Here is a 23,119-nt window from a genome sequence, read left to right as displayed (position 1 = left end):
CAGACATTTTTTGCCACGCCCGGGGTGTGGGGGCCGCGCGGGGGCCCCCCCCCCCGGGGGGGGGGGGGCGGCGCCCCCCCCGGCCCCCGCGCCCGTGACCGTCCATGGCGGGAGAGTCCCTTTCGTGCCTGTCGTCGTCACAGGTAGGTCATGCTCGCGCCTATGGCGGTCGATCCGGTGGTCAGGAACGAGACCGCCGGAAGCTTGCCGTTCGCGCGCGCCTTGGTCGCCTGAGCCGCGTCGGTCGACTTGAACGACGGGACCGAGGTGCCCGAGTCCCAGCTGTTCGCGGCCGTGACCGCCCTGGAACCGATCTTGTCCGCGGCGCCGCCGTCGACCGACAGGTTGCGGGCGAGGCGGGAGGTGCCGGTCTGGAACCAGAAGCCGGAGCCGCCGTTGTCGTACGCGGTGTTCTTGTAGATCTGCATCTTGCCGGTGTTCGAGTTCTCGGTGAACCCGTTGGCGTGGTTGCCCCAGGCCGCGTTGTTCACGACCACGTGGGCCACCGATTCGTCGTTGCCGCCGAGCTTGAAGCCGTTGCCGTCGCCCTGCCAGTCCGGGTCGTCCCACCGGTTGAAGCCGTTGCCCCAGGCCCAGTTGGTCTCGACGCGGACCGAGCCGGTGAAGGCCCAGAAGTCGAGCCCGTCGTCGGCGTTCTCGTAGAGGCGGGCGCCGCGGATGACGTTGCCGGTGCCCGAACCGAACTTGACGGCGATGCCGTCGGCGTTCTCGCCGTTGGCGCTCGCGTCGTAGTTGCCGTACGAGTCGAGGTCTTCGACCAGGTTGTTCACGGTCTTCTCGCCGCGGAGGTTGAATCCGGTGTCGCCGTTGTAGCGGGTGACGAGGTTGTCGAACACGCCTCCGGTGGAGGAGGTGACGACGAAGCCGTGCGCCGGGGAGTTCTGGAACGTCATGTCGTGCACGTACCAGTACGAGCCGTAGATGCCGGCGAGCCAGTCGCCGTCGGGGAGTTTCGAGCCGTCGACGATGACGGCGCCGTTCCCATACGGTTCCAGAGTGATCCGCGCGTTCGCGGTACCGGAGTGCTTTGACTTGAGGGTGGCCGACGGGTAGTAGGTGCCCGCTTTGACGCGGATCGTCGTGCCCGCCGTCGCGTCCGCGACTGCGGCCTCGAGCTCGGCGTTCGTGTCGACCACGACATCGGCGGCGGCGGACGCCTCCGTGGTGCCGAGGACGTACTGCAGGCCGATGCCGGTGGCGCCGGCCACGGCGGCGACCGCTACCGCGATCGCCGCACGCGTCCTGCGCTTCTTGCTATTCGGTGAGGACATGACGCCCTTTCACTGATTGTGGTTGGTGGGTGCGACGGAGCCGGGTTGCCGCACCGTCATCTAGTTGCCGCGGGCGCCGCGAAGGTTGCCTCGAATCCGAAGATTTCTTGAGAAACCTCGGGATCGGCGCGTTCCAGCAGGTCGAGCGGTGGCCGGGAGTGGATAGGGTGCGGAGGCATGAGTGGCGCCAATGCTTTGGGGGCCAAGCGTTCCTCTACCTGCCGGACGGGTCGCTCGGCGGCGCGGTCTCGCGCATGTCGGTGATCCACCTGCCGCCGCAGGCGCTTCCGGCGGCGTTCGCGCAGTTCCATCGGGTCTTGGCTCCCGGTGGATACCTCTACCTGGAGTTCTTTGCGTCCCTGGATGATTCGGAGCTGGGCTGGGCATTCGACCACAAGGTGGCCCCGGCCTGGCGGCTCTCGGTGGAGCGGACCGCGGCGCTGCTGCGGGGGGCAGGGCTCGTGGAGCGGGCGCGGCTCATCGAGGCGCCGCCCGAGGCCGGACGGTCGTTCGAGACCGCGGTGCTGATCTACCGCAAACCGCCCTCGCCGGTCAGCTGATGGTGACGTGGGCGTCGACCGGGAGCCCGGCGGGCTCGTCGAGCAGCCCGGCGAAGAGGTTGTCGAAGACCGCGGTGCGGTCGAAGCGCATCGCGTACGCGCGGGCCCGCTCGGTCGCGGCCTCCCGTTCGGCCGGGCTCATCGCGAGCGCGCGGTCGAGCGCGGCCGCGAGCGCCGCCGGGTCGGCGTGCGGGACCTCGATCGCGGTGTCCCCCACGGCTTCGGGGATGCCGCCGGTGCGGGTGGTGATCACCGGGCCGCCGCCCGCGAGCATCTTCTCGACGAGGGCGATGCCGAAGGTCTCGACGAACTCTGGGCGCGGCTTCGACGGCAGTGCGTATGCGGCGCAGCCGTTCATGAGCAGCGGCTTCTCCTCGTCGCCGACGTCGGTGAGGAAGAGGATGCGCGGGTCGTCCCCGGCGAGGGCCCTCGTCTCGGCCTGCGCGGGGCCGTTCCCGGCGATCACGAGGCGGTGCGTGCTCGACGCGTCCGACGCGCGGAAGGCGGCGATGAGGTCGTCCGCGCCCTTCGCGGCGGCGACGCGGGAGAGGAAGAGTATGTAGCCGTCGCGGGTCAGACCCCGCGCCGCGAGTGCGGCGTCCACTGCGGACGGATCGAGGTCGAGGTACGCGCCGGCGTCCACGGCCGGGTAGGAGACCTCGACGCGGTCGGCCACCTCGTCGGCGAACCTGGTGCCGCACGCGAGATCGACCTGCGCGGCCGATTCGAGGATGAGCTCCCGCGTGTACGCGGAGACCGCCACGCACCGGTCATGCGACAGGTATGCGGTGAACAGTGAAGCGGCCGCACCGATCGCGCCTTCCGCGATGCACGAGCGCACCACGTTCGTGATGTCCGAGCCCACCGCCTCGGCGATCGTCGTGACGTCCGCGTCCAAGCCCGACGCGCGCACCGAGCGCAGCGCCTCGGCGACCGCGTTCGCGTGCGGGGTCAGGTACATCGACATGCACACCGTGGGCACGCCGTCGGTGAACAGCTCGAAGAGCCGCCCGGCGAGGCCGAGGAGGTGGCGGCCGGTGGGGACGCGGTAGTCCCCGACCGGTCCCGGCCGCTCCACGGTGATGCCCGGCGAATACGGCAGGAGCTCGTCGAGCGGTTTGAGCGGCAGCCCCGCCGCCTGCAGCGCCTCGATCGGCCACGTCACGATGCGCACGTCGTCGAAGCCGCGGGTGAGGGCGACCTCGGCGAGGCCGCGCGCTTCCGTGGCGTGGCCGCAGATGACCGGGTCGGCGCGGACCACGATGACGAGGCGCCGCTGGGCCGCCTGGTCGGTCCGGCGCTGCTGCTGGCCGCGGGGCTGCTGGGTCACGGTAGGTACTCCTGGAGTCGGGCCCCGCCCCGCCACTCGGGGTGCCGGTCGGAGGCGGACGGCGGGCGCATCTTCGTCGCCCAGTCGGAAGGTTCGGGTCCGAGCTCGACCTCCAGCCGCCCGCCGCCGTGCAGCTGGTTGCCGGTGAGGAACCCGTGGTCCAGCGGTTTGCCGTTGAAGCGGGCCGACTGGACGTACTGCGCGGCGGACCCGGCGGCGTCCTCGCCGATGCCGGACTCGACGTGGCCGGTGGTCACCAGCTCGAAGTCGTTGCCGCCGAAATTGAGGCTCGCCCCGCCGAACGCGGGCGCGTTGACCAGGAACAGGTTCTGGCCCGCGACCGGGAAGAGCCCCAAGGAGGCCCAGACGTACCACGAGGACAGCGCCCCGGAGTCGTCGTTGCCGGGCAGGCCGCCGCGGCCGGTCCCGAACTGGTAGGCGAGCGCGGCGTGCACGACCTCGGCGGTGCGGTCGGGCCGTCCCGCGTAGTGGTAGGCCCAGGGGGCCTCCATGTCCGGCTCGTTGTTGAGACCCTCGAAGCGGTTGAGGTCCTGGCCGATCGCGAACTCGGGGCCGAAGGGCGGGACGCCGAGCTGCGTGACCGGCCCGGCCCCGTACCCGAAGAAGCGGTCGAGGATCGCCGTGAACGCCTTGTCGCCGCCCGCGAGCTTGATGCGGGCGGCCATGTCGTGCAGGAGCCGGAACGAGTAGTTCCAGCGCCCGCCCTCGTAGAAGCTCGAGTCGCGCAGCAGCCCGTCGCCGCCGAACGCGTTCGTCCACGCCCGCGACTTCGCCTCGAGCTCGTCGGCGAGCCGGTGGTCGCCGAGGCCGCGGGCGACGATCGCGGTGCACCAGTAGCCGGTCGCGAGGTCGAGCGTGTGGCTCACCGGGTGCACGATGCCGCGCTCGGCGAAGTCCTCGCCGTAGCCGCGCCGCAGGTCGTCCTGCATGTGGACGAGTGCCCAATCCCATTCCAGGCCTTCGAGACCCAGCTGGTAGCCGTCGGCGAGCACGGTGTGGGCGAGGGCCGAGGCCTGGCGGAAGAACCGGTCGGAGCCGCGCGCCATCCGGTAGCCGATGGGGAGGTTGCCCTCCTCCTCGGCGATGCGCACGAGCGATTCGAGCATCGCCGCGCCCTTCACCGGGTCGAGGGCCGTGAGCAGCGGGAACTGGGTCTTGTACATGTCCCACATGGTCGCGATGTCGAACACGAACGGGCCCTTGGAAGGCCAGAACGGGCTCTCGTCCTCGGCGAAGCACGGCTTGATGAGCGAGTGGTAGAGGCTCGTGGCGAACACGGTGCGCCGTTCGGGGGTGCCGCCGTCGACCTCGACCTGGGAGGCGTAGCCGCTCCACGCGTCATAGGTCTGCGCGCGGACGCGCTCGAAGCCGTTCTCGAAACCGCCGGGCAGGTGCTCCTCGAGGTTGGCGCGGGCCTGCTCGGTGCCGCGCATGGAGAAGCCCATGCGGATCTCGACCGTGGTGCCCGCGCGGGCCGGGCCCATGAACATGAGGCCGAAGGGCCGCAGCGTGGTGCGGCGGATGTAGTCGAAGTCGAGGCGGGTGCCGCCGTCGACGCGGCGGCGGTCGTACCAGACGAGCTGGCGCCAGGCCTTCGGCGTGTCCGAGTCGATGAACACGGACAGCGGGATGCCCTCCATGACCACCGTGCCCTGCGCGCAGCCCTGGCCGAGGCTCTCGAGGCCGGCGCGGAGCGGGACGGTGATGCCGTGCTCGATCGCGAGGCCGCCGTACGAGAAGTCGAGCACGACGCGGGCCGAGGACGCCTCGGGGAAGGTGTAGCGGTGGACGGCGGTCTTCTCGCCGACGGTGAGTTCGCAGCGGATGCCGTTCTCGAGGGTCGCGGCGTAGTAGCCGGGCTCGGCGACCTCGTCGCGGAGCTTCCAGCGGGTACCGAGGGCGTCGAGCGGCTCGATCATGGGGGTGACGCGGAAGTAGTTGTAGTACTTGCGGATCGCGCCGGTACCGGACTGCTGGAAGTGGGTGAAGCCGCTGGCCAGGTAATCGTCGTAGAGGGGCGCGGGGGCGCCCTCGGTGGACATGCCGTAGCGGCCGTAACCGGTGGGGTAGGCGCCGGAGCAGGCGCAGGCCGAGACCATGCCGAGCGGGTGGCAGGCGCCGGGGTGGGTGTTCCCGACCTGCGCCTTCGGCCACCACCAAGCCGCGGCCAGCCCCTGTGCCGCGGGCAGATCGGCAGGCTCGGTGCCGATGAACGGGTCTACTGAGTCCAATATTCGAACGAGGTTAGAGGTCATGCGTCACATCCTCGTTACGGCCCGATGAACGCGCAAGCGTTCACGCGCACTTCGTCTAGCATTCCCTGCTGCGCAATGCGAAACATCATCGGAGCGAACGCCCCGTGAGGCCCCTAGCCCGGCCGGTGCCCCGTCTCCGAACCGGCCAAGTGCCCGGTCGCGGCGATCAGCACCGGCCGCAGGCCGTCGAGCGTGGTGATCGCCCCCGACGGCACGCCGTCCGATAGCAGCGCTTCCGGCACCGCCTCGTCGCCGAGCAGCGTGCGCAGCAGGTCCACGGTCACTCCGCCGTGGCAGGCCACCGCGATCGGCCCCTCCGTCTCGTTCGCCGCAATGAACTCACGGAACCGGGCGCCCGCCGCCCGCGACGAATCCCCCACTGCCGGAATGAAATCCCGGTCCGCACTCGCCCGCGACCAGTCCGCGAAGAACCGCTCCGCCGGCACACTCCCGTCCCAGTTCATCCGCTCCGCCACCCGCGCGTCGACCAGCACCGGCAGGCCCGCCACCGCCGCGACCGCCTCGGCGGTCTGCCGCGCTCGCAACAGCGGACTCGCGTACACCGCCCGCAAACCCTTGTCCCGCAACCACTCCGCCGCCAGCGCCGCCTGCTCCCGGCCCCGCGCCGTCAGCCCCGGATCGCCCTGCACCCGTTCCTTCTCGCCGTGCTGCACTACGTACACGATTCCCATCGCCGCAGGGTATCGCCGTGGGTAAGGCTGGCCCTACCTCTTATTCGGCGGTCAACGTCAATGTGCCGCAACGCGAACGCCAATACCGTCGTACCCATGGACAAGACCCTCGAAGCCGCGCAGGCCAGCCCCGCCGCCGGCCCCCGCCACGCCGACGAGAACAGCGCCATCGGGCGCGTGACCGAGAGGGCCGCCGCGTCCGGCCTCGCCCTGACCACGGGCGGGCGCCGCTGGCACCGGCCGCTGCTCGTCCTCGGCATCGCCTGCGGCGTCGTCGCGCTCGCCTCCCTGCTCGCGATCCCGTTCGACGACCGCACACTCCAAGGCGAGAGCGTCTGGCTCAAGGCCTTCAAGTTCGGCTTCTCCTTCTTCACCTACTGCCTGAGCCTCGCCTGGCTCCTCTCCCACATGACGAAGCTGCGCCGCACCGGCTGGGCCTTCGGCACGCTCTTCGCCGTGATTAGCGCGGCCGAGGTCGGCGTGATCGTCGCGGCGGCCGCCGCGGGCACCTACAGCCACTTCAACGCCTCCGAGGACCCGTTCAACCAGGTCGTGCAGCTCGCGTTCCAGTTCGTGCCGGTCATGTTCCTGGCCAACCTGGTGATCGCGGTGATCGTGCTGTTCCAGCGGATCGGCGACAAGGCCGTCACGGCCCTCGTCCGCTGGGGTCTGCTCCTGTCGAGCCTCGGCATGTTCGCCGCGTTCTTCATCGTCACCGTGGGCGGCCAGGGCGAGCGCACCGCGTTGGACGCCGACGGGAACGAGGTCCCGCTCAACGCCGGGCACGGCGTCGGCGACCTCGACGGCAACGGCATGTTCCTCACCGGCTGGTCCACCACCGGCGGCGACATGCGCGTCTCGCACTTCATCGGCCTGCACGGCATCCAGGTGCTCATCGGCCTCGCGATGCTGCTGGTCTTCCTTTCAAGGCGCAGTGCGGCGATCCGCGGTCGGCTCGGCGACGAGCGCGTCCGCGCCGCGATCATCCGCTGGTTCTCGCTCGGCTACCTGGGGATCTTCGCCACCACCGTGGTCCAGGCGGTGCGCGGCCAGTCCTTCATCGCCCCCGACGCGGCGACGCTGGCCGGGTTCGCGGCCTCGATCCTCGTCGCGGCGGCCGGGATCGCGCTGACGGTCGGCAAGGCGCGCAAGGCGGTCCCGGCGGAACCCGCGGCGGCCGTCGAAGCGCCCGCCCCGTCGCACCGATAACGCTTGCACTCAGGCATTGCACCCGGCCGCCTCCAGTCGTAGGCTGTGGGCGGCCCCGCTCCCGTCCCGATGGAGGCAGAACCCGATGGAACCCTTGCGGCCCAAGCGACTGCAGCCCGGCGACACGATCGCCATCGCGGGCCTCTCCGGTCCCGCGCTCCCCGAGCGCAGGGACCAGCTCGAAGCGGGCGCCGCCGAGCTCAAAGCCATGGGCTTCCGCGTCCGTCGCACCGCGCTCGTCGAATCCGGCGAGCACCATTACTGGAGGGCCGCCCCGCCCCAGGTGCAGGCCGCCGAACTCAACGCGCTCCTCAACGACCCCGAAGTGCGCGCGATCATCTCCTTCACCGGCGGCAACGCGACCACCGCCTACCTCGATCGCATCGACTACGACGCGGTCCGCCGCGACCCCAAGCCGCTGCTCGGCTACAGCGACATCACCGCGCTGCACCTCGCCCTCCACTCCCAGACCGGCCTGATCGGCTTCCACGCCGACATCGCGGGGCCCGGGATCGGCGGCACCTGGCAGGGCGCGACCCCGCAGCGGCGCGACGAGATGCGCGCCCTCTACCGCGACCTCCTCACCGGCAAGCTCGAACAGGTGGACCTCCCGGCCGACAACACCTGGGAGACATGGAAGCCCGGCCGGGCCACCGGACGCCTGGTCGGCGGCCTGCTCGACCGCCTCATCAACGTCCAGTGCTCCCCCTACGCGCTCGCCCCCGAGACCTGGGACGGCGCGCTCTACTTCTGGGAGGACGTGGGCCGCAACCTCGGCCACGTCTGGAACCAGCTGCACGTGCTCCGGATGCAGGGCGTCTTCGACCGGATCGGCGCCATGGTGGTCGGCATTCCGCTCGATGTCGACCTTCCCCCCGAATCCTCGTTCGGGCCGCTCGCGGTCAAGGACATCGTGCTCGACGTCCTCGGCGACTACGACTTCCCCATTCTTGCGGGAGTCGACTTCGGACACACCGGGCCGAACCTTCCGATGCCCATCGGCACCCTGGCCGCGGTGGACGCGACCGACCGCACGCTGCGGCTCCTGGAATCGCCCGTCGTCTAGACGTTTCTTGCACAGACGGGTTGCTCCGACAATTCACCGCGCGCCAATGGTTGCTTTCCTGTGGACCTTGGGGCACGGTTGGTAGACATGAGGATCCGAACGGCTACCCCCGCAGACGCCGATGAGATGGTTCAAGTCCGCACCGCCGCATGGCGCGCGGCCTACGCCGGCCTGATCGACGCCGAAGTGCTCGCAGGGCTCCCCGAAGAGGCCTCCGAACGCTACGTGCGGCACCTCGCCGAGCCCCCGTACCTCGAACTCACCCTCGTGGCAGAGAAGGGCCCGTATGTCATCGGCTTCGGCGTCTTCACCTGGGACAGCACCGAAGCGAACGAGGAGGACGCCGGCCCGGGCGTCCCCGGAGACGTGCGCATGCTCTACGTCCACCCCGACCACTGGGGCCGCGGCACCGGCCGCGCCCTCATGCGCGAGGGCGAGCGCTGGCTCGCCGAGCAGGGGCTCCTGCCGGTCCGGGTGTGGGAGCTCGAGGGCAACGAGGTCAGCCGCCGCTTCTACACGCGCTACGGCTTCGTCCCCGACGGCGAACGCAAGACCCAGGAGATCAGCGGCGCTACCCTTCCGTGCGCGCGCTTGACGCTCCCCAAGGACCATCACGTCGAGGACTGACCCCGGGCAGCGCCATGGGCCGGAAGCGATTCCGGCCCGGTCTCGGCGAAGCTTGCGAGCCGTAAAACGGCATTGCCGTTCCGCGCCTACTTGACGACGTCGAAGACCTGCTTCTGGATGCCGTTCTTGTACACCTCGTGCTCGACGAGCTCAAGCAGTGTCGCGTCCTTGTCGGCCTCGCTGAACAGGCGCTTCCCCGCACCGAGGAGCTTCGGGAAGACCAGCAGGTGGTAGCGGTCGACGAGCCCGGCGTCGGCGAGGCTCTGCCCGAGGGTGGCGCTGCCGTGGACCGAGATGGGGCCGCCTTCGGTCTCCTTCAGCGCCGCGACCTCGTCGATCGAGCGGAGGATCGTGGCGGGCCAGCGCTCGTCGTCCTTCTCGAGGGTCGTGGACACCACGTACCGGGGCATGGCGTTGTACCCGGCGAACTCGTCGACCATGGTCGGCCACACGGGCGCGAAGGCCTCGTACGACTTCCGGCCGAGCAGCAGCGCCCCGGCCTCCTCCTGTTCGCGCTCCTTGAGCTCGTACGCCTCGGGCACGAACTCGATGTCCTTGAAGGTCCAGCCGGTGTTGCGGTAGCCGGCCTCCCCGCCGGGGGCCTCCATGACGCCGTCGAGGGAGATGAACGCGGTGACGATGAGCTGGCGCATGGTGCCGCCCTTTCAGTAGTGAACGCTTGTTGCTTACACCCACTATGACGAGGCGGCCCGCCGGGATTCATCGCAAGAGCGGAAATCCCTTCCGAAGATCAGGGAAGCCGCAGGCGGGCCACCACCGGGGCGTGGTCGCTGCCGTCCTTGTCGAGGACCTCCCAGTCGAGCACTTCGATGCCGTCCTGGGCGATGACGTGGTCGAGGGTGACGGCGGGGATCGTGACGAGGCCGTTCAGGTAGCCGACGGTCGGCTGCCAGGTGGCGTCGAGTCCGTCACCGGTGGCTTCGGCGGCGTCCGTGTACCCGGAGTCGAGCAGCTCGCGCATGTTCTCGTGGTCGAGGGTGGCGTTGAAGTCCCCGGCGAGCACCCACGGCAGCCCGTCGTCGGGGCGCGGGAGCTGCTCGAAATCCTCTTCCCACAAGGGGATCCGCTCGGCCGATGCGGGCGCGGCCGGGTGGGCCGCCATGAAGCGGACGTCGGTCCCTTCGGGCATGTCGACTTCGGCGGCGATCTGGTAGAAGATCGCGTCGCGCCCGACGGTCTCGATGCGCTCGAGGGGGTACCGCGAGTACAGGCCGGTCCCGATCGCGAGGTCGTACGGTTCCAGGATCGAGTACGGCATGAGCTCGTCGAGGCCCCGCTCGGTGAACGCGTCGGGGGAACCGGGCGTCAACTCCTGGACGCTGAGCAGGTCGGGCCGGTGCTCCTCGACCAGTTCCATGATGTAGTCGAAGTTCGCGTTGCCCACATAGAGATTGACGGACATGACCGTCAGCTCCGCCCCGCCCGCCGCGGGCTGGTCGTCGGCGACGACGCGAGGCACGAGCACGATCGCCAGCCCGACCGCCACGGCCGCGGTGACGCCCGCGGCGAGCCAGTGCCGGATGGCCGCCTGCAACCCCGCCCCGACGAGCGCGGCGACCACGAAATAGGGAACGAACGCCACGGTCGTGACCAGGAGGAACCCGCTCTCCAATCCGAAGATCCGGACCGCCCCGTAGGCGAGCGCCCCGGCCGTCCCGAGCCACGACAGGACCCGAAGCCACCGCCACCGGTACCAGGGCCGCCGCTTCGAGGAGCCGCCCTCACGATCGACGGTCTTCAGCATCACGGTGGCATCGCTCATGCGCCGGGAGCCTACTGCGGCCGTGCCATACCCTGACCGCGAATCCCCGTTCTTGTTGGAGCAGCAATGGAACCGGACAAACTCGCAGAGTGGCGCGCGCTCTGGCGGGACTCGATCGGGCTTCGCCGGGCCGACGGGCCGTCACCGGTCGTCGCCTCGGTCGCGGGCCGCGCTGCCGCCGGAGGAGGTCGCGTGGGCTCGCGACGGCTGCGGGATCCCGAAGGACTACCTGATGACCCTTGACTTGAGTGCACTGCCCCGCATCGGCATTGATCTGCCCGACGTGGCGAGTGTCTACTAGGGAACGATGAAGTTCGCCTCGAGGCGCGTGACCGAGATCGGCCGACGTCTGGGGCGAGCTTCAATCCGGCAACGACGGATGCAGCGAGAAGAAAATGCGGGTCCGTGTCCGGGTCGGGCGGTGATTCGACCCGGGTTCAACCGGGCAGCGACGGAAACGCGGGGTAACCCCTAAAGCTCCGTCTCCGGGGCCGGGCGGCGATTCAACCCCGGTTCGAACTGGCAGCGACGGAAACGCGAGGTAGCACCTAAGGCTCCGTCTCCGGGGCTGGGGTCGTCTTTGGAGCGAGGCGCAAACCGGCAGCGAGGGAAGGGTAGGCGAGGCTCCGGCGGTGTGTCGCCGAAGCGGGGCCGGTGGTCGCTTCCGGCCGGGCCGGGTGGGTCCGCCCCGATGCCGCAGCGACTGGGTGGTCGGCGACGAGGGAGCCGCCGGTCGACGGGATCGGCCCGGACATGATCGTGCTCGTGCTCGTGCTCGTGCTCGTGCTCATGTGCATGGTCGTGGTCCTCATGCGCCTGGTCGCCTCCTTCCCGGTGCTCTACTTGCTTCCCTCGCTGGCCCTGCTGACCCTGCTTCGGCTTCCGGTTCCGGCCCTTCGGCTTTCGCCTGGTCGCGCACCGTTCCTGCCGGGGGCGGGTGCTGGTGCCTGCCGGCCCTGCTGGAGTGGTGCGGCCTCCCGGTGGTCTTCCGGGTGGATGCCGGTGGCGGGTTCGCCTCCCGAGGATCGCTTGCCGTTCCTGGGATCCGTCCTGCAGTCGCGCGGGCTTGCGGGCGCGGCGCTGCCGGGACGGGGTGGTGCTCGCCATGGACGTGCTTGCGGTGTCGCCGTACCGAGTCCTCTATTCGCTCGGTGTGGCCTCACCGCTGACGCTGGCGGGTCGTGCTCGGATCGCGTATGCCGTCGGTACGGCATCGCCTTCTGGTTGGGGTGATCCCAACTAGGATCGTCCACCCAGTCACGGCCCGTCGGGGGCGCGGACAGCTGCGGGCGATGGCACGGGGGTGAGATCGGACGCCTCCAGTGGAGGAGCACCCTGGCTTGCGGGGTCGTCGCCTCGAAACAAGTCGGTTTGTCGGATCGGCCAGAGGCTTGTCGTAGTCTGCTTACACCTACCCCGACACCTGTACCAGTTTCCTGTCCCTGTACGTACCTCAATTGTCCCTCATACAGCCCCCGACTGTCATCACCCACAGGTGGAGAACCTCCTCATGTTCACCACCCCCACGCCCAGCCTGATCGACTGCGTCCCAAACGAATCCGACCCGAGGCGCGCCACCCCGCCGACCCCGCCACCCACCCCTCCGTCGCTGACTGCTCGAACCCTGACCAAGAACCGACCCCGCGGGGGACACGGCGGCAAACCGGCGCCCACCCCTGGAATGCAGTGGGCGGGCGATCCGAACCAGATCGGTGTCAGGAACCCTGTCGAGGGTCGAAGCCCGCCATCGGACCTCCACAGCGAAGCTCGCCGGCTTCAGCACCGCGGCGTCGACTTGTCACGTCTCCCCTGCGGGCCGTCGAGCAGTTGAGGTTCGCCGATAGCAGGGAAGTCCTCGAGCGCACCCTGCGGTGGAGATTCAGTTCGCATGCGGCAGAAGCTCCGCAATCGCTTTCGGCGCCTCGGGTATGGCTCGGAGCTGGTCGATCATCAGGTCGAGTTCGGGTCCGCGAGTCCCGCTGAGGTAGAAGGAAGCCGACCGCAGCCCTGCGACGAGCATGTAGCAGCGCAGCCGGTTCAAGGCCTCCGACGTGAAATCGGCCGCCGCCGCGGCGCGCGCCTGCGGAGCCATGACCGGCCAAGCGCGACTCCAGAACAACTGGTAGGCCAGGTCCCAGAGCGGGTCGCCGATCATCGCGCCCTCCCAGTCGATCACGCCGATCGTGCCGTCCTCTCCGACGATCAGGTTGTCGGCACTGGGATCGCCGTGCACGAGATCACTGAAGTCCGGAAGCGCCTCGACCTCGGCGAGAACCCCTGCCGCCAGGCTCTCGAGGAACGCCCGATCGGCGCGGTCGGCGATCGCCGACCAGGATCGCGGGACGCCCCACGCGACCGCACCCGCCCAAGAAGGGCTGCGGCCGTTGCCCGTCGACGGGTCGATGCCCCCGAAACCGCTGACACCGGTCAACGGCATGTCACTGATCCGGTGAAGCGCCTCGGCGATGGCGGGCGCCGCCGCGGCGACCGCCGACATGTCGAGATCGCAGAGCCTCGTCCCAGGAAGGCGAGTGCTGGTGCAGCACCACGCCTGATCGATCGCGCCGATGGCGATCACCTCGGGAACCGCAACGCCGTCGCCGAGCCGCAGCGCACCCGCCCAGGCGTCCAGATCGAAGCCCTCGCGCCTGAGATTCACCCGGACGACGACCTCCCGGCCGCCGACGACGGCGCTGTAGGCCTGCGAGTTCTCCCCCTCGGTGATGGCCTCCCAAGCGGTGACCGGGCCGATCTCCTCGGCGATGCGTTCTCGGACCAGGCCGGCGTCGATCATGGGTTTCCACATCACCGCAGGCTAGGACGGAACCGATTACCGGGCAACCGGATTGTCGCGGGCCTGCAAGAATGCCGTATGACCTTGACGCCCATGTGCCTGTGCCTCCTCACCCGCCGCGCTCCGGACGGGCGACGGGAAGTCCTGCTCGGGCGTCGAAAGAAGCTTGGCTTCGGTACCGGCAAGGTCGTCGGACTCGGCGGACACGTGGAACCGGACGAGACCCCGGTCCAAGCCGCCGCTCGTGAGACCGCCGAAGAATCGGGCCTCATCGTGGCCGTCGGCGATCTCCGCGAGATCGCGAACGTGACGTTCCGGTTCCCAGTCAAGCCCGCCTGGGACATGCAGGTCGCGGTGTTCGTCGGCGACCGGTTCTCCGGCGACGCACGAGAAACCGAAGAGATCGCCCCGCGCTGGTACCCGATCGACGACCTGCCGGTCCAGAACATGTGGGACGACAACCAGTACTGGCTCCCGCAGGCACTGGCCGGCCAGCGGATTCAAGCGGAGTTCGTGTTCGCCGACGACTGCGAGACCGTGGCCACGAGTCGGATAACTCATGCATGAAGATGCAATGGCGCGAGGCCGGTTCGCCAACGCACACCGCGAGGGCGACACCGTGGTGCGACACCCCACCGCCGACAATTCCGGTCCCCGTGCGCTGCTCCGGCATTTCGAGGCCAAGGGATGCACGTTGACGCCTCGAGTACTCGAAGCCTCCGAAGCGCACGAGCGACTCTCCTATATCCCGGGCGTCACCGGCTATCCCCCGCTGACGGAGGAGCTGCGGTCCGAGGGCGCGCTCGTCTCGGTGGCGCGAGCCGCCCGCGCGATTCACGACCTCTCGGCGTCCTTCGCCGGTCACCAAGCCTACGAATGGCATCCGCTCGAGACCTGCCGACCGGTCGGCGACCCGGAGATCATCGGCCACGGCGACCTCGCCCCATGGAACATCGTCTTCGGCGGCACCGAAGTAGCGGGCATCATCGACTGGGACGCGGCCGGGCCCATGACCCGATCCTGGGACATGGCCTACCTTGCGCACCAGTTCGTTCCGTTCCATCTGGGCGACGACATCTCCAGCTGGGGCTGGGACAGCCCACCGGACCGCCGCGCCCGACTCGCCCTTCTCTGCGAGTCCTACGGCGGACTCGACCCGGAGGACGTCGTGGACGACGCCATCCTGCGCCTGCACTCGACCGGAACGTTCCTTCGGCAACGCATCCAGGCCGGCGACCCCCGATTCGAGGCCCAGCGTCACGAACGCCACGATCGAGGCTTCATGGCAGCAGCGGCGAGACTGGCGGCGTACCGAGACACCTTGTTGGGCCCGGATCCCAAGGGCCGCTGAGGTCGTCGTGTCCTTCGCCGAATCGCCCCATCGAAGGCGGTCAAGGAGCCTCCCGGCTGTCGGTCGGTGCTCATGGCACCGGGCCCGACCATGTTCGGCCCCAGAGTATCGCTGTCTACGCTGGGGGCCATGAGCTTTCAGATCGGGCAGACGGTCGTCCGCAGGGATATCCACACCGACGGCCGGGTTACCTCGGCGGTCGCGGTGAGGGTGATCGCCGACGACGACCGGGGCGTGTTGACGTGGACGTCGGCCGGCTCGCAGGTCATGTGGCGGACCACCCTGGCCGGGGAGCGGGTGCGCCGGTTCAGCGTCGCGGAACTGGCCGAGGTGCCGACGATGCTCGCACCCCACCAATGGACCGGCACCAACGTCCTCTGCCTGACGCCGCCCGGGGCCTCGCATTCGGTCTGGTGGTTCTTCGACGCCGCCGGCGCGTTCTTCGGCTGGTACGTGAATCTCGAGACGCCCTCACAGCGTTGGGCGGGCGGGCTCGACATGAGCGACCTGGTGCTCGACATCTGGGTGACGCCGGATCGGCAGTGGCGCTGGAAGGACGAGGACGAGTTCGCGGAGCGCACCGGCCACCCCGACTACTGGACGGAGGACGAGGCGGCCGCGATCCGCGCCGAGGGCGAACGCGCCATCGCGTCGGTCGAGGCCGGGAAGTATCCGTTCGACGGCACGTTGACCGATTTCAAGCCGGACCCTGCGTGGGAGCCGACGCTGCTCTCGCCGAATTGGGACCGGCGCGGTTCGATGCCGCCCCCCGCATTGGCCGCGCTGTAGCGTCCGGCGCTGCAAACCGCTCGACAAGGGTGGCTGCCTGCGGAAGCCTGTGGTGATGGAATCCAATGACATCTGGGACGCCGAGGCGGCCCGCAGGTACGACACCCCCGGCAGGGGCATGTTCGCGCCGTCGGTCCTCGACCCGACCGTCGATCGGCTTGCCGAGCTCGCCGAAGGCGGCAGCGCCCTCGAGTTCGCGATCGGCACGGGGCGGGTGGGTGTGCCGCTCGCCGAGCGCGGAGTGCCGGTGACCGGGATCGAGTTGTCGCCCGACATGATCGCGCAGCTTCGCACCAAAGTGGACGAATCGGTGCTCCCGGTGAGCGAAGGCGACATGACCAGCGTCCGGGCCCCCGGTGACTTCCACCTGGTCTATCTGGTGTTCAACACCATATCGAACCTGCTCACCCAGGACCAGCAGGTCGAGTGCTTCCGGAACGCGGCCCGGCATCTCGTTCCGGGCGGACGGTTCGTGATCGAGCTGTGGGTGCCCGAACTGCGCGCGCTCCCGGAGGGGCGCAAGGCGACGGTCGGCGTCGTCGAGGACGGATACATCCTGCTCGACACGTACGACACCCTCAGCCAGCACGTGGTCTCCCACCACTTCACCTTCAACGAGGCCCGGCGGGCCCGTCTCGACCGCACCCCGCACCGGTACATCTGGCCGTCCGAGCTGGACCTCATGGCGCGGCTCGCGGGCTTCGAGCTCGAAGCCCGCCACGCCGATTGGCAGGGCGGCGAGTTCACCGCCGACTCGCCCTATCACGTGTCGGTCTATCGGCTCGTCGACTAGGGATCGGCGAGGCGGGGCGGTTCGCCGCCAAAGTAGCATGCAGGCGGTGAAACCCCCTCGCAAACGCAGAGTCGCCCTCCTCTCCCTCGGCGCGCTCGGACTCGCAGGAATCGTCGGAACGGCGTTCCTGTTCGCCGCCAACCAGATCGCCGAAGCCAGCCCCAGCACCTGCGTGGCCCGGTACCTAGGCGACAAGTACTTGACCGTCGACTCCTGCGATTCGATGTTCGCCGCGTACGCCGTCATCACGTCGAATCCCGTCCCGGAGTCCCTGAGCGACTCCGAGGACTGGGAAGCGGACTACTGCCGGGAGCGCGTCGACGGCTGGTCGACCTACAGCGTCGTCGAAGCCGACGGCAAGGACCACATCGTCTGCTTGAGTCGGGCCACCAAGGCTTAGGCGGCATCGAGGGGTGCGTTGTCGAAGCCCCTGAAGTCGCCGTAGGAGAGGATGCCCCGAGACTTCAGACGGATCAGTGCCTTCCGGCGGGCGCCGAGGAGCACGCGGGGAAGTCTTTGGAACTCATGCCAGTCCGGGTGCCCGAGCGCGTCCGTCGACCAGATCACGGGCCGCTTCGGAGGATGCGGCGGTCGCCGTGCACGCGCTCGTCGACGACCTCGACCTGCGGCGCGTACCGCGCGGCGGCCCGCGCGACTTCCTTGAACGCGGCCGGTCCAAGCCGGACGCTGCGCGAGTGCAGTTCGGCGCTCAGGCGGATCGGGGAACCGTCGGGGCGGTGGCCGGGGCTGCTCCGCTCCTCGGCGGTGGGCTCGCGGCGACTGACCTCGTGCCGGTCGCCCCGCTTCTCGACCCCGACCTGCGAGGTCCAGCCCGGGATGCACCCGAGCCAGCGCACGCGCTTGCGCCACAGGACGATCCGCTGGACTTCACTCCAGGAGAGATTCACGGTCTTCCTGCCCTCGCGGGCGTACGACCCGCGGATGTCGTCGTAGAGGCGCATGCCGCCCGGTCCGAGCGTCGCCGCGGCGGGTTTCGCGAGCAGATTCCAGGCCTTCATCCCGGGCCACACGAGGAACGGGACGAAGAACGCGAGCAGGCCGAGCCAGTCTGGAACGGTGAACGTGGTGTTCGACCGCTGGTCGCGGTACTCGGCGGGCTCGCTCCCGGCGCTCACCAGCATCCACGGCAAGGCGACGAGGAACGCGAACGTGACGAGGAAGAGGGCGAGGTCGCAGGGGCGGATCCGCTCGTGGACGGCGGTCTCACTGCGAGAGTGTGCGCTCATATCGCAAATCCATGGTTCGGGGGCGTGCAGGCGGCCCGTGCTCGCGCCTGGGCACCGGCGGGTGTCAGGGTGTGGGCGAATGCCGGTGTCGTGATGCTAGTCGGCGCTCGCACGCCGCGGTACTAGCCCACGGTCAGCCGGATGATCGCGGTGCCGTCGGTGACGTGCATGAGTTCGAGGGCGACTTCGCCTGCTGCGGGTCGCGGCGCGGGAGGGTCGCCTTCGACCGGGCCGTGGCAGGTCGTGCCGGAGCCGTTGGCGGCGGTTCCGCCGACGGTTCGGGTTCGGCGATGGTCGCAGCGCCGCTGGAGTCGTCGGCTCTCGGGTTGCTCTCGGCGTCCGGGTCGTCGTCGACACCGGCGGCGCAGCCGGCCAGGACGAGCATCGCGAGCAGGGCGGCTGCGGCGGGGGAGCGCCATTGCAGCGCGTTGATGAACGACATGCGCTCGACCGTAAGCGGGTCCGACCGGGACCGGTCCCGGGCGAGCCACGGCCGGGTCAGCCGTCCACCAGGCCCGCCTCGTATGCCGTGATCGCGGCTTGGACGCGGTTCTTCGCTTCGAGGCGCGTGAGAATGGTCGTCACATGGTTCTTCACCGTGCCCTCGGAAACGTGCAGTTGTTTGGCGATGTCGTGGTTCGATTCCCCTTTTCCTATGAGGGCCAGTACGTCTCGCTCGCGCGGGGTGAGCGAGTCGATGCGTTTTCGCGCCGGCGCGGCGCGTTCGAGCCTGGCGTTGTCGAGCCGGGAGATCACCCGCTGGGCGATTCGCGGTGAGAGGTAGGCGGCGCCCTCGGCGACCGCCTTCACGCCGATGATCAGTTCGCGCGGGTCGGCGGCCTTCAGCATGAAGCCGCTCGCGCCCTGCGAGAGCGCTTGGGCCACATACGCGTCTTCGTCGAAGGTGGTCAGCACGACCACCGCGACCTCGGGCATCACCCGGCGGAGTTCGGCCGCGGCGGCCAGGCCGTCCAGTTTCGGCATGCGGATGTCGAGCATCGCGACGTCCGGGCGGTGCGCGCGGGCGAGTTCCACGGCTTCGGCGCCGTCGCCCGCTTCGGCGACGACCTCGATGCCGGGGTCGGTGGCGAGGATGGCCGCGACTCCGGCCCGGATCATCGCCTCGTCGTCGGCGAGCAGCACGCGGATCATCGGTTCCCCTGCCATGTCGCGTCGATCGTCGCGTTCTCAAGCGGCACTTCGGCCCGGACTTCGAAGCCGCCTTCCATCGGCCCTGCCTTGAAGGCGCCGCCCAGGAGCCGGACCCGTTCCTCCAGGCCGACCAGGCCGCTGCCTTTGCCCGAAGGGATCTCGATGCGCCTGCCGCTGTTGCGGACCGACACGGTGGCGATCGAGTCGGCGACTTCGATGCCGACCTTCACCTCCGCGCCCGGGGCGTATCTCGCCGCGTTCGTCAGGGCTTCTTGGACCACCCGGTGCACGGTCCTCGCCGCCAGCGGCGGGAGCGGCACGGCGTCGGATCCCAGCGTGACGCGCATGCCGGCTTCGGCGGCGCGCCCGATCAGGGCTTCGATGGACTCGTCGAGCGGTGCCGCCGGGGCCGGCTCGTCGCGGAGGATGCCGATGGTCTGGCGGAGTCGATCGGTCGCGTCGACCGCGTTGCGCCGCAGGGCGGCGGCCGCCTCGCGGTCGTCGTCGGTCAGGTCCGGAGCGAGTTCGAGGGCTCCGGCTCGAAGGGCGATCAGGGCGAGTTCGTGGCCGAGCGAGTCGTGCATGTCAGTCGCGATCCGTGCCCGCTCCTGGGCCCTGGCCCGCGCCGCGACCAGCTCCTTTTCGCGTTCGAGTCGCGTGACGCGGTCGGCCGCGGCGGCGACCAGTGCCGTCTGCTGCCGCCGGAAGCGTCCGATCAGCCAGGGCAGCACCACGAACGAACCGAACGTGAGCAGGGTGTTGAACGGGTCGCGGGCGGAGGCGAGGCCGAGCAGTGCGCCCAGACCCGCGACCGCCCCCAGGATCCACCAGCCGTAGCGGACCGTCAGTCGCCAACCGTGGAGGTAGGCCGCGGCGGCGACCAGGATCAGGAGCGCCTGACGCGACATCGGCAGCGCGAACGTCGCCACTCCGTCGACCAGTCCGGCCAGCGCGATGACCGCCAGCAGCGCCCCGTTTCTCATGCGGCCGAGCCTACCGATCGGAGTCGGAGCAGGCGCGCGATCGCCGTCGCCGTGCCGGCCAGGGCCGCTACGAGCAGCATGAGCGTGAGCGGCAGCGCGAAGTAGCACACCGACGGCCAGGTGACCGTGCGTCCGTTCGAGATGAGCGAGACCAGGGTCGGATAGGACAGGAACAGGGTCGCGGGGAGGAGGACGGGGACGAGGCGGAGGCCCATCCGCCAGACCGATCGGCCGTGGTGCTTCTCGGCCCAGCGGCGGGACCGGATGACGCCGGCGGCGCCGAGGGCGATCGCGACGGCGGTGAGCGCGGCGAGGGCGATCTGGATCAGTCCGTCGCCGTTCGGCTTGTCGGGCGCTTCGCCTTTGGCCATGGCGGCCAGTCCTTCCATCGCCGAGTAGGCCACGTCGGTCATGCCGGCGCCGTTGGTGAGGACCGCGATGCCATGGCCGCTCTCGGGGTCGATCCATTCGACCGCGTTGTAGGACATGAGGTTCCCGGAGTGCACGAGCGTGCCGTCGGGTTCGACGCCCCAGCCCATGCCGTAGTCCTGGACTGCGGACGGCGTGTGCATCTCGGCCAGGCCCGCTTCGGAGACCAGTTGGGCGCCTTGGCCGTTCTGGGTGATGAGCCAGCGGCCCATGTCGGCGGCGGTGGTGATGACGCCGCCCGAGCCCGAGTCGTCGAGCATGCCGTCCGCCGCGGTGCCGCGGGGGATCCAGAGGCCGAAGAGATGGTTGTAGCCGAGGCCGGGTTCGACGGTCTCGTCTCGGGTGGCGCTGTGCTCCATGCCGAGCGGGGCGAAGACGCGCTCCTCCATGAACGTTCCGAAGGGCTCGCCGCTCGCGACCTCGACGAGGCGGGCGGCGACGTTGAAGTTGGGGTTGGCGTACGCCCAGTCGGAGCCGGGGTCGGCGGCGAGCGAGTCGTCCGCGAGGCGGGCGACGTAGTCCTCGAGGGAGGCGGCGTCTTCGAGTTCGACGACGTCGATCGTGGTGTCCGAGAACCCGGAGGTCTGGTTCAGGAGGTGCCGGACGGTGACCTCGTCGACTCGCTCGTCGGCCATGTCGAAACCGGGGAGCTGGTCGACGACGGGCCCGTCGAGGGCGATCCGGCCTTCCTCGGCCAGGATCATGACGGCCATCGCGGTGAACGATTTCGAGACGGAGGCGACGCGGAACGGGGTGTCCTCGGTGATGTCGTCGCCGTTCGAATCGTGGCCGTATCCGGCGGTGTGGAGCACTTCGTCGTCGCGGGTGACGACGACCGCGAGGCCGGGCACGCGGGAGGCCTCGTAGAGGTCGCTCATGTAGGCGTCGATCGACTCGGGGGTCAGCTCGGCCGCTGGCGCGGCGGAGGCGGCCGGAGCGGCGAAGGTGAAGGCGGCCAAGGCGATCCCCGCGGCGGTGATGGCCTCGGTGAGTCGGGATCTCGCGGGGTGCTTCGGTTCGATCGGGTGCATGTTCGAAGGCTATGGACTTTCGAGGCCGCTGCCTTCGGCCGAATTTCCGGAATCACCCCTGACGAAAGTCAGGGGTGGTCAGTGGGAGGCGTCGCGGTTGGCGAGGTAGGCGAGCCAGCTGTGGCACTCCTCGACGTGGCGGACCTCCAGGTGAGGGGCGGCCCACACGATGAATCCGGTCGCGTCGACGAGGCCCGCGAGGTCGAAGGCGACCGGGAGGAGCTCGAGTTCGTCGAGCGTGAGGGGCCGGACCTTCTGGTAGCCCGTGAGCGCGGCCTCGGCGACGGCGGACGGGAGCCCGCGGTCCGGCTGCTCGAGCGCGGCGTAGTGGAGGAGCCGGGCGAGGTCGAGGATCAGCGGGCCGTGGTTGAGCTCGTCGAAGTCGAGCACGGCGGTGATCCGGTCGTCGTCGACGAGGAGGTTCCGGCGGTGGAGGTCGTGGTGGAGCGGGCCCGAGGGCTGCTCGGCGAGGAGGTCCAGGGCCTCGGCGTGGCGGTCGAGGAAGTCGCGGATCTCCTCGCGCCATCGGTCGGCTCCGGCGAGATCGACGTCGGCGGTCGTCGCGGATCGGAGGATGCCCAGGCGGTCGGTGACGGGGATGCGGTCGTCGGCCCAACCGGTCGCGGCCGTGTGCATCCGGGCCAGGAGCGTGCCGGACCGTTCGGCGAGGTCGCGCGTCATGGCGGGAGGGACTTCGCCGGAGGCGAAGGGGAACACCGCGATCGGCTTGCCCGCGACCAGCGCGAACGGTTCGCCGCTGTCGGCCGTGAACGGGGCGGGGGTCGGGAAGCCGCTGCCCGCGAGATGCGTGACGAGGGCGAGTTCCGCCGCGACCTTGCCGGGTGCCGAGCGGACGTACTCGCGGACGACGACATCGCCGCGGTCGGTCGCGACGCGAGCGTTGATGTTGTCCTCGCCGCCGAGCAGCGGCTCCGCTTCGCCGAGGGCCACAAGGCCGAAGCGGGCCAGGAAGACGGAGAGGTCGAGCCGGAGTTCGCCGTTCGGCCGGTTCGGGTTGCCGCTCATCCGGTCAGCATTCCGGAGAAGTGACCGGTGATCAAGCGGTTAAGCGGTGGGACGGTGACGATCGACGACGGCTACGCTCTGCCCGATCCGCTCACCGGGCGCCAGCCCGCCGGCGGGTCCTCGCCTGCAAGCCCGTCGACCGCTTCGCGGATCAGATCGGCGTGACCGGTGTGGCGGCCGTACTCCTCCACCAGGTCGAACACCACCCGGCGCACACTCAGATGACCCCGCCCGGGCCACTCCAGATGCGCGGGCTGGTCGAGACCGCCCTCCTCCAGGACCGCGGCGAGCCGCTCGCGGGAGCGCGCGACCGCCCCGTCCCACAGGTCGTACAGGAACTCGGGCGAGTCCTCGGCCGCCGACGTGAACTCCCACTCATCGGTGTCGTCGAGCAGGCTCTCGTCCCAGTCCGGGCCGGGCGCGCGCCCGCGCAGCTTCCAGTTGAACGTCACGTCCTCAACCCGCGCAAGGTGCTTCAGCAACCCGCCCAACGTCAGCGCCGACGCCCCGATCCGCGTGTTCAACCCCGCCGCGTCGAGCCCGTCGGTCTTCCAACGGAAGGTCGCCCGCAGCCGGTCGAGCGCCCCGACCAGATGCGCCTCGTCGGTCCCCGCCAGGGGCGGCTCCCACCAGTAGTCGTTCGCAGTCATGCCGACACCGTAGACCGACCTCACGACACTCCGGTGGAA

At 69.9% G+C, this 23,119-nt stretch carries 24 protein-coding genes; 9 read left to right on the top strand and 15 right to left on the bottom strand.

The features are described 5' to 3' along the window. Nucleotides 1-137 precede the first annotated feature (137 nt). A complete protein-coding gene (locus tag JHY01_RS05275) occupies nucleotides 138-1,292 on the bottom strand; it encodes a right-handed parallel beta-helix repeat-containing protein (protein WP_205324556.1) in 1,155 nt (384 codons plus the stop codon). A 107-nt stretch (nucleotides 1,293-1,399) separates the two neighbouring features. On the opposite strand from JHY01_RS05275, the gene JHY01_RS05270 reads away from it, so the two are divergent. After that, nucleotides 1,400-1,852 (top strand): class I SAM-dependent methyltransferase, encoded by a 453-nt coding sequence (locus JHY01_RS05270; RefSeq protein ID WP_205324555.1) that lies wholly within the window; start codon nucleotides 1,400-1,402, stop codon nucleotides 1,850-1,852. On the opposite strand, the gene JHY01_RS05265 is transcribed toward JHY01_RS05270, so the two are convergent. From JHY01_RS05265 to JHY01_RS05255, 3 genes are all read right to left on the bottom strand, one after another. After that, nucleotides 1,845-3,182 carry a glycosyltransferase gene (locus JHY01_RS05265; protein ID WP_205324554.1) on the bottom strand — a complete coding sequence of 446 codons (1,338 nt, stop codon included), beginning with the start codon at nucleotides 3,180-3,182 and terminating at the stop codon, nucleotides 1,845-1,847. The genes JHY01_RS05270 and JHY01_RS05265 overlap by 8 nt on opposite strands. Further along, nucleotides 3,179-5,458 carry a glycoside hydrolase domain-containing protein gene (locus JHY01_RS05260; protein ID WP_205324553.1) on the bottom strand — a complete coding sequence of 760 codons (2,280 nt, stop codon included), beginning with the start codon at nucleotides 5,456-5,458 and terminating at the stop codon, nucleotides 3,179-3,181. The genes JHY01_RS05265 and JHY01_RS05260 overlap by 4 nt, the downstream gene beginning before the upstream one ends. Nucleotides 5,459-5,571: 113 nt before the next feature. After that, nucleotides 5,572-6,150, bottom strand: coding sequence for a histidine phosphatase family protein (locus JHY01_RS05255; protein ID WP_205324552.1), 579 nt, complete (start codon nucleotides 6,148-6,150; stop codon nucleotides 5,572-5,574). Nucleotides 6,151-6,246: 96 nt separating this feature from the next. Here JHY01_RS05255 and JHY01_RS05250 point away from each other — a divergent pair, with 96 nt between their 5' ends. The 3 genes from JHY01_RS05250 (at nucleotide 6,247) to JHY01_RS05240 (ending at nucleotide 9,052) form a co-directional block, all read left to right on the top strand. Then, complete coding sequence (locus JHY01_RS05250; RefSeq protein WP_205324551.1) at nucleotides 6,247-7,359, top strand: hypothetical protein; 1,113 nt, start codon at nucleotides 6,247-6,249, stop codon at nucleotides 7,357-7,359. Nucleotides 7,360-7,444: 85 nt separating this feature from the next. Then, nucleotides 7,445-8,425 carry an LD-carboxypeptidase gene (locus JHY01_RS05245; protein WP_205324550.1) on the top strand — a complete coding sequence of 327 codons (981 nt, stop codon included), beginning with the start codon at nucleotides 7,445-7,447 and terminating at the stop codon, nucleotides 8,423-8,425. 126 nt (nucleotides 8,426-8,551) lie between these two features. Beyond that, a complete protein-coding gene (locus tag JHY01_RS05240) occupies nucleotides 8,552-9,052 on the top strand; it encodes a GNAT family N-acetyltransferase (RefSeq protein ID WP_205324549.1) in 501 nt (166 codons plus the stop codon). An 86-nt stretch (nucleotides 9,053-9,138) separates the two neighbouring features. On the opposite strand, the gene JHY01_RS05235 is transcribed toward JHY01_RS05240, so the two are convergent. The 3 genes from JHY01_RS05235 to JHY01_RS05225 all read right to left on the bottom strand — a co-directional run bounded on the left by JHY01_RS05235 (nucleotide 9,139) and on the right by JHY01_RS05225 (nucleotide 13,641). Then, complete coding sequence (locus JHY01_RS05235) at nucleotides 9,139-9,705, bottom strand: dihydrofolate reductase family protein (protein ID WP_205324548.1); 567 nt, start codon at nucleotides 9,703-9,705, stop codon at nucleotides 9,139-9,141. Nucleotides 9,706-9,803: 98 nt separating this feature from the next. Continuing rightward, nucleotides 9,804-10,835, bottom strand: a complete 1,032-nt coding sequence (locus JHY01_RS05230) for an endonuclease/exonuclease/phosphatase family protein (protein WP_205324547.1) — start codon at nucleotides 10,833-10,835, stop codon at nucleotides 9,804-9,806. Between the two features lie 1,879 nt (nucleotides 10,836-12,714). Further along, the gene (locus JHY01_RS05225) at nucleotides 12,715-13,641 is read right to left on the bottom strand and encodes an aminoglycoside phosphotransferase family protein (RefSeq protein ID WP_205324546.1); all 927 of its coding nucleotides are present in this window, start codon (nucleotides 13,639-13,641) and stop codon (nucleotides 12,715-12,717) included. A 66-nt stretch (nucleotides 13,642-13,707) separates the two neighbouring features. Between JHY01_RS05225 and JHY01_RS05220 the strand changes: the two genes are divergently transcribed. From JHY01_RS05220 to JHY01_RS05200, 5 genes are all read left to right on the top strand, one after another. After that, a complete protein-coding gene (locus JHY01_RS05220; protein ID WP_205324545.1) occupies nucleotides 13,708-14,196 on the top strand; it encodes an 8-oxo-dGTP diphosphatase in 489 nt (162 codons plus the stop codon). Then, nucleotides 14,189-14,980, top strand: a complete 792-nt coding sequence (locus tag JHY01_RS05215; RefSeq protein ID WP_205324544.1) for a phosphotransferase — start codon at nucleotides 14,189-14,191, stop codon at nucleotides 14,978-14,980. The genes JHY01_RS05220 and JHY01_RS05215 overlap by 8 nt, the downstream gene beginning before the upstream one ends. A 129-nt stretch (nucleotides 14,981-15,109) precedes the next feature. Continuing rightward, nucleotides 15,110-15,769, top strand: a complete 660-nt coding sequence (locus JHY01_RS05210) for a DUF402 domain-containing protein (protein WP_205324543.1) — start codon at nucleotides 15,110-15,112, stop codon at nucleotides 15,767-15,769. Between the two features lie 55 nt (nucleotides 15,770-15,824). After that, nucleotides 15,825-16,562, top strand: a complete 738-nt coding sequence (locus tag JHY01_RS05205) for a class I SAM-dependent methyltransferase (RefSeq protein WP_205324542.1) — start codon at nucleotides 15,825-15,827, stop codon at nucleotides 16,560-16,562. Nucleotides 16,563-16,608: 46 nt separating this feature from the next. Continuing rightward, entirely contained in the window at nucleotides 16,609-16,962 is a 354-nt protein-coding gene (locus JHY01_RS05200) for a hypothetical protein (RefSeq protein ID WP_205324541.1), read from the top strand. Here JHY01_RS05200 and JHY01_RS05195 read toward each other — a convergent pair. The 8 genes from JHY01_RS05195 to JHY01_RS05160 all read right to left on the bottom strand — a co-directional run bounded on the left by JHY01_RS05195 (nucleotide 16,959) and on the right by JHY01_RS05160 (nucleotide 23,080). After that, nucleotides 16,959-17,129 (bottom strand): hypothetical protein, encoded by a 171-nt coding sequence (locus tag JHY01_RS05195; RefSeq protein ID WP_205324540.1) that lies wholly within the window; start codon nucleotides 17,127-17,129, stop codon nucleotides 16,959-16,961. The genes JHY01_RS05200 and JHY01_RS05195 overlap by 4 nt on opposite strands. Continuing rightward, complete coding sequence (locus tag JHY01_RS05190; RefSeq protein ID WP_205324539.1) at nucleotides 17,126-17,809, bottom strand: hypothetical protein; 684 nt, start codon at nucleotides 17,807-17,809, stop codon at nucleotides 17,126-17,128. The genes JHY01_RS05195 and JHY01_RS05190 overlap by 4 nt, the downstream gene beginning before the upstream one ends. A 133-nt stretch (nucleotides 17,810-17,942) precedes the next feature. Then, nucleotides 17,943-18,251, bottom strand: a complete 309-nt coding sequence (locus tag JHY01_RS05185) for a hypothetical protein (protein WP_205324538.1) — start codon at nucleotides 18,249-18,251, stop codon at nucleotides 17,943-17,945. A gap of 56 nt (nucleotides 18,252-18,307) precedes the next feature. Next, complete coding sequence (locus JHY01_RS05180; protein WP_205324656.1) at nucleotides 18,308-18,961, bottom strand: response regulator transcription factor; 654 nt, start codon at nucleotides 18,959-18,961, stop codon at nucleotides 18,308-18,310. Further along, the gene (locus JHY01_RS05175; RefSeq protein WP_205324537.1) at nucleotides 18,958-19,944 is read right to left on the bottom strand and encodes a sensor histidine kinase; all 987 of its coding nucleotides are present in this window, start codon (nucleotides 19,942-19,944) and stop codon (nucleotides 18,958-18,960) included. The genes JHY01_RS05180 and JHY01_RS05175 overlap by 4 nt, the downstream gene beginning before the upstream one ends. Then, nucleotides 19,941-21,404 carry a serine hydrolase gene (locus JHY01_RS05170; RefSeq protein WP_205324536.1) on the bottom strand — a complete coding sequence of 488 codons (1,464 nt, stop codon included), beginning with the start codon at nucleotides 21,402-21,404 and terminating at the stop codon, nucleotides 19,941-19,943. The genes JHY01_RS05175 and JHY01_RS05170 overlap by 4 nt, the downstream gene beginning before the upstream one ends. A 78-nt stretch (nucleotides 21,405-21,482) precedes the next feature. Continuing rightward, the gene (locus tag JHY01_RS05165) at nucleotides 21,483-22,430 is read right to left on the bottom strand and encodes a phosphotransferase (RefSeq protein WP_205324535.1); all 948 of its coding nucleotides are present in this window, start codon (nucleotides 22,428-22,430) and stop codon (nucleotides 21,483-21,485) included. 71 nt (nucleotides 22,431-22,501) lie between these two features. Beyond that, entirely contained in the window at nucleotides 22,502-23,080 is a 579-nt protein-coding gene (locus JHY01_RS05160; RefSeq protein WP_205324534.1) for a DUF664 domain-containing protein, read from the bottom strand. Between the last annotated feature and the right edge of the window lie 39 nt (nucleotides 23,081-23,119).

The sequence above is a fragment of the Glycomyces sp. YM15 genome (assembly GCF_016918015.1).
In the GTDB taxonomy this organism is placed as follows: Bacteria; Actinomycetota; Actinomycetes; order Mycobacteriales; family Micromonosporaceae; genus Glycomyces.
This window is presented reverse-complemented; position numbering and strand designations above follow the sequence as displayed.